General features: G+C 61.9%; 6 protein-coding genes. All 6 read right to left on the bottom strand.

The features are described 5' to 3' along the window. Positions 1-718: 3-hydroxyacyl-CoA dehydrogenase NAD-binding domain-containing protein (locus EN914_RS24945; protein WP_127389327.1), on the bottom strand; the 718-nt coding region annotated here is incomplete at its 3' end. After that, entirely contained in the window at positions 718-1,338 is a 621-nt protein-coding gene (locus EN914_RS24940) for a glutathione S-transferase family protein (protein ID WP_013529861.1), read from the bottom strand. The genes EN914_RS24945 and EN914_RS24940, both read right to left, overlap by 1 nt. A 26-nt stretch (positions 1,339-1,364) precedes the next feature. After that, entirely contained in the window at positions 1,365-1,775 is a 411-nt protein-coding gene (locus tag EN914_RS24935) for a RidA family protein (protein WP_013529860.1), read from the bottom strand. A 6-nt stretch (positions 1,776-1,781) separates the two neighbouring features. Then, positions 1,782-2,939 carry an LVIVD repeat-containing protein gene (locus EN914_RS24930; protein WP_013529859.1) on the bottom strand — a complete coding sequence of 386 codons (1,158 nt, stop codon included), beginning with the start codon at positions 2,937-2,939 and terminating at the stop codon, positions 1,782-1,784. A gap of 55 nt (positions 2,940-2,994) precedes the next feature. Beyond that, on the bottom strand, positions 2,995-4,146 hold the full coding sequence (locus tag EN914_RS24925; protein WP_024505127.1) for a cupin domain-containing protein: 1,152 nt from the start codon (positions 4,144-4,146) through the stop codon (positions 2,995-2,997). A 290-nt stretch (positions 4,147-4,436) separates the two neighbouring features. Beyond that, a partial coding sequence (locus EN914_RS24920; RefSeq protein WP_245497841.1) for a GMC oxidoreductase occupies positions 4,437-4,646 on the bottom strand: 210 nt, incomplete at its 5' end.

Below are 4,646 nucleotides of genomic sequence, written 5' to 3'. Positions count from 1 at the left end.
TACCCACCCCCGCCATATCGAGCAGCGCCATCGGGCCGATGACGGCGATCTTGTAGCCGATGCCCCACGACACGCAGGTGTCCAGGTCTTCCGGCTCGATGACGCCGCGCTCGACAAGATCGACCGCCTCGCGCAGCAGCGCATAGAGCACGCGGTTCTCGACGAAGCCTGGAACGTCCTTCTTCACCACCACCGGCAGCAGGCCGATCGAGCGGATGAGATCGCGGATAACAGCCACGGTTTCAGGCGCGGTCTTCTCGCCGCCGATCACCTCGATCATCGGGATGATGTGCGGCGGGTTCGACCAGTGCATGCCGACCATCCGCTCGGGATGCGAGATATGCGCCTGCAGCTTGGTGATCGGAATGCCCGACGTGTCGGACGCGACGATGACGGACGGGCCGATCAGCGGATCGATGTCACGATAGGTCTGCGCCTTGATGTCGATATTCTCGGGCACGTTCTCGATCACCAGTTCGGCGCCATCGACGGCCTCGGCGATCGTCTCGACGAAACGCACTTTGCCGGCACCAGTCCCGGGCGCCTCGATGTCGAGACGGTCGAGCACGCCGCCGGCAAGATCGAGCATGCCGCGGGCGCGCTCGATTGCCCCTGGCGAAACGTCATACGCCGTCACATCGAGCCCGCCGCGCGAAAGCCGCGCGGCGATGCCTGGACCCATCGTTCCCAGTCCGATGAGAGCGGCGCGCTTGATCATCATGCGGCCTTTGCGGGAGCAGCAGTGGTTGCCGCCTTGAAGGCCGGCCGAGCGGCGATCGCGGCCACCCAGCGCTCCAGATTGGGCATTGACGGCCGGTCGATCTTGAAGTCGACGCAGCGCTTCAGGATCGGCGCGCAGGCAATGTCGGCAAGGGTCAGCTTGCCGAGCGCCAGGAAGTCCTTGCCGGCCAGGTGGCCGTCGACGATCTTGAGCTGCGCGACAAGGTCCTTCACTTGTTCCTTGTATTCGGCGGTCTGTTCCTCGGGCGTGAGCTTGGCGCCCTTGAAGGCCGCCAGGTAGCCCGGATTGACTGCCGCCAGCAGGAAGTCCATCCAGCGCTCGACCTCGGTCTTTTCCGCCGGCGTGGCGCCATTCAACTGTTCGCCGCCGAATGCCGCGAGATAGCGCAGGATGGTGTTGGACTCCCAGATCACGGTGTCGCCGTCGACCAGCGTCGGCACCTTGGAGGTCGGGTTGAGCGCCTTGTATTCCGCCGTCTGCGTGTTCTCGAACTGGCGGCCATAATCCTCGCGCTTGTAGGACGCTCCCAACTCTTCGAGCATGAAGAGCACCTTCTGGACGTTGCCTGATGTCTGGCGGCCTAACAGCTTGTACATGTCTTCTCCTCGCTAGTGTCCAGGGCCTACTTGCTCGCCGGCAGCGGCTTGTAGACGATGGCGTCCATTTCGATCTTGGTGTTGATGACCGCTTTTGCCTCGACGGTCGTGCGCGCCAGAACGGCGTCGCCGATCCCTTCGAGGAAGGCCTTGTTGTAGCGGCCGAAATCGCGCGTATCCTCGAGATAGGTGGTGATCCGCACGACATCCGACAGCGTCGCGCCTTCATGCGCGATGACGCGCGCGATGGTCTTCAGCGTCGCCAGCGTCTCTTCTTCGATCGTGCCGCTGATCATGTTGTTGTTCTCGTCTTTCGGCACCTGGCCCGAGACGAAGATGAAATCGCCGGCACGCACCGCCGGATGAAACGGCAGGTTCGGGTTCTTGTTGCCGATGGCGTAGTGGCTGGCGGATTTTCGCGTGCTGTCGCTCAACATATCCCCCTAGAGAACGCTGGTTTCGATGATGTCGACGCCACGGATGCGGTCGATCAGGTAGACGATGCCGCGGTCGTCGATGGTCACGTCGTTGGACGAGGAACGCTCCGCGCCCTCCGGCGCGTCGGGCATGAAATGACCGACTTCCTTTGGCGCGAACGGATCGGCGATGTCGACGAGGCGCAGCCCCTGCGCGAACCACGCAAACGGAATGACGGTGCCATTGAACCGCTCGGAAGGCTGATGGCAGCCGGTCATCTGCGGCTGCGGTGAACCGTCCGTGTCGAGGCCCGGCACCTGGAAGGTCGAGATCGGCAACGGGTTGGTCTCGTCGGTGATATCGTAAATCCAGGTGAAGGCCGGCGGCGATGGCCGAAGCTTGGCGACATCCTCGTCCGCCACCACCATGATGTTGCGGCCTTTGAGCGGCTGTGGAATCGGCAGGCAGGTGTGCGTGGGATGCGGAAAGCTCGGGCTCGAATTGACGTGCGAGACCAGCTTCGGCTTGGTGATGTCCGAAATGTCGAGGATGAACAGGCCATGATGCCAGTAGCTGACATAGAGCCTGTCGCCCATTCGCAGCGGATGGTGACAGCGCGGCGTGACATAGTCGTGCCAAGGATACTCTTCGCCGCCCCCGGTCCACTGGCCCGGTATCCACCAGCGTCCGACCTCGACCGGCTTCGCGGGATCGATCAGGTCGAGGATCATCACGATATTGCCGACATAACCGTCGGCGGTCGGCGATATGTAGGCGTAACGGCCGTCGAAATCGTAGCGGTGGACGCCCTTGCCGCCGGTTATCCATTTCGAGATGAGCTTCGGCTGTGCCGGCTTGGTGGTGTCGTAGAGCGCCAGTCCGCCGCCGAAATCAGCCGGGCCGGCGTCGCCAAAGCGCTCGTGGTTGATGATCATCAGTCCGTCCTTGGCGCGCACCTTGTGTGAGTGCCAACCGGGCGGGACATCGATCGTCGTAATTTTGCGCGGATTGCGCGGGTCGGAAATGTCGACCAGCGTCGTGCCGCTCGGCGGCCGCATGTGGCCGATATAGAGGATGTTGCCGTCGACCCAGACCTGACCGCCGCCTGGGCAGTCGACATGGCCGATCTGCTTTGTGTTGAACGCCGAAACCAAATGCATACGCCCTTGCTGCTGAAATTCCATTTCGATGTCCACGCCGCCAATGGCGGCGCGGACATTGCCTGCCGGAGGACCGGAACTAGACGAGACGGAGCAGATCGCCGGCCTGGTTGCGGCCCCAGCGCTTGTAGAGGAGCAGCGCCTTTTGCGTCGGCGCATCGGTGGCGCCGAAGAAGATCACCGGCTCGCTCGACGAGCCGTTGACATGTTCGACCCAGGAACCGCCGGGTATGGCGATGGTGTCGAACTGGTTCCAGTCATAGCGTTTGCCGTCGATGATCGAATGGCCGTTGCCGCGGAACGGCGCCAAGAGCAGGCTGGCGGTCTCGCGCTGCGGCAAGGTCTTCTCGCCGGGGCGCAGCATCTGCACGTAGAAATTGATGGTGTGGAAGACGGGTCCGCCGGTCGTCGGATCGACATAGTCGATGACGATGCCTTCATGGGGGTCGCCATCCCAATCCTTGTGGGCGTCGAGAACCGCTTCCATCTTCTCCCAGCGATAGACATACATCGGCGACGACAGGCCGCCGCCGCGCTTGTGGTCGACGAAACGCGGCATCAGGCCACCTTCGCCATAGATGCGCTGTGAGTAGTCGCTGGGATAGCGGGCGGTCTGCACCTTCTTCTCGACTTCCTTGCCGTCGACCATCTCGGTGTATTTGTGATCGAAATGGACGGCATGCAGCGTTTCGACCAGCGGCAGGTCGAGCACCGACAGGTTGACCGCCTGCTCGCCGCCAACGGTGCCATGATTGTGCCAGGCGTCGTTGGGCGTCAGCACCATGTCGCCCGGGCCGAAGACCACGTCTTCGCCCTCGACGCCGGTGAAATTGCCCTTGCCCGTCAGGCCGAAGCGGATGGCGCTCGGCGAGTGCTTGTGCGGCGGCATGATCTCGTCGGGATCGTTCAAGCGGTAGGCGGTGTACATGGTGCTGACCGATGCACGCTTGGGTGCAAGACCGGGATTGACGAGGATCAGCGAACGGCGCTCGCTGTCGTCCATGGTCACCAGTTCGGCGGCGCGCTGGAGCAGGGGCTCGATGTCCGAATAGGACCACACGAAGGGAACGGCTTTCGACGTCGCCATCAACTGCTTGATCTCGTCATGGTCGACGCCTTCCGACGTCGCCCAGAACGGAAACATGTTCTTTGCGTAGAGGGCGTCATAGAGGCCCTTGAGTGCCGCCTTCTTGTTGGTGAGCACATCGTTAGCTGGTTGCGCCAGGGACATATCGGACACCTCTCGTCACGAAGAAAATACTTCTAACCAACTCAACCGTATTCGCATTGGTTTTGCTCGACAATACCCAAATTGCGAATTTTATAAGTTTTTGGTTGAGGTGCATTTTTGAGAGGCAAATGCCCAGAAATAGGCAGGGATAGCCTAGAAATGCACGAAATTCAGCTCACAATCAGGGCGTGAAACCGCTTCGTCACGGCCATGCTGACGCGCATGACAGTCCAACCAACGCAGTTTTTCAGTCTCAACCAAAAGACTTTGGTTGCATTCCGGCCGCCTTATCAGGCCGCCACGCTCTGTCGAGCGCGGCTGCCGATCAGATCCGCGGCCTTTTCGGCGATCATGATGACCGCCGCATTGATGTTGCCGCAGACGAGGTCTGGCATGACCGAGGCGTCCACGACACGAAGCCCGGCAATGCCGCGCACCCGCAATTCCGGATCGACCACCGATGCCGCATCGACGCCCATGCGGCACGTGCCGGCCGGATG

Source organism: Mesorhizobium sp. M7A.F.Ca.CA.001.08.2.1 (genome assembly GCF_003998455.1).
Taxonomy (GTDB): domain Bacteria; phylum Pseudomonadota; class Alphaproteobacteria; order Rhizobiales; family Rhizobiaceae; genus Mesorhizobium; species Mesorhizobium ciceri.
The sequence above is the reverse complement of the archived record's forward strand: the minus strand, read 5'-3'. Positions and strand labels throughout refer to the sequence as shown.